This is a genomic window from Rhodoplanes roseus, assembly GCF_003258865.1.
Lineage (GTDB): Bacteria > Pseudomonadota > Alphaproteobacteria > Rhizobiales > Xanthobacteraceae > Rhodoplanes > Rhodoplanes roseus.
The window spans coordinates 1-748 of sequence record NZ_NPEX01000623.1 but is presented as its reverse complement, the minus strand read 5'-3'; the positions used below and the strand labels follow the sequence as shown (position 1 = coordinate 748).

The 748-nt window shown below is 76.3% G+C and carries 1 protein-coding gene; it reads left to right on the top strand.

The window, feature by feature from the left end:
• The coding region (locus CH341_RS31640; RefSeq protein WP_111423707.1) for an anti-sigma factor domain-containing protein at positions 1-748 on the top strand (748 nt) is incomplete at both ends.

Sequence of the window (748 nt, the reverse complement as noted above, 5' to 3'; positions counted from 1 at the left end):
AAAGAGTCCGGCCACAGAGACCCCCGAGCCCGAGCCCGCATCCGACACGACTCCGGCCACGGCCGAAGAGCCGTCGAAGATTCCGCCGCCCGAGGTGCTGCTCGGGGCGGCGCTGCGCGACGAGCTGGACGCCGGCGCCACCGGCGCGCCGGTCTCCAACGGCACGGCGCCGGACCTGGCGGTCGATCCGGAGGACGTGATCCCGCTCGCCGGCACGGGCCGTGCGCTGGTGCTGCGGCCGGAGCGCGAGGAGGACGAGGCGGTGCGCCGGCTGGTGCGCAGCGTGCAGCGCTGGCGCAGCCTCGCCGCCGGCCTCGCCGCCTTCGCGGTCGCGCTCGCCGGCATCACCGTCACGACGGCGGTGGCGCCCGACCTGCTGCCGGACCAGCTTCGCCCCCGGCCGCCGGCCGAGCCGGTCCGCGAGGTGGTCCGCACCGTCGAGGTGCCGGGGCCGTCGCCGGGCCGCTTCGTCGCGGTGCTGCAGGCCCCGGCCACGACGCCGGCCTTCCTGGTCACGCTGGAGCCGGACCACAAGAGCCTGATGGTGCGGCGGGTCGCGCCGGAGCAGGAGGGCGACAAGCGCTACGAGCTGTGGCTGGTGTCCGACCGCCTGCCGGCGCCGCGCTCGCTCGGCCTGCTGGGCACGGCGGAGTTCACCATCGTGCCGGCCATCGCCGAGTTCTCGCCCGAGATCGTCGAGTCGGCCGCCTATGCGGTGTCGCTGGAGGAGCCGACCGGCTCGCCGGTC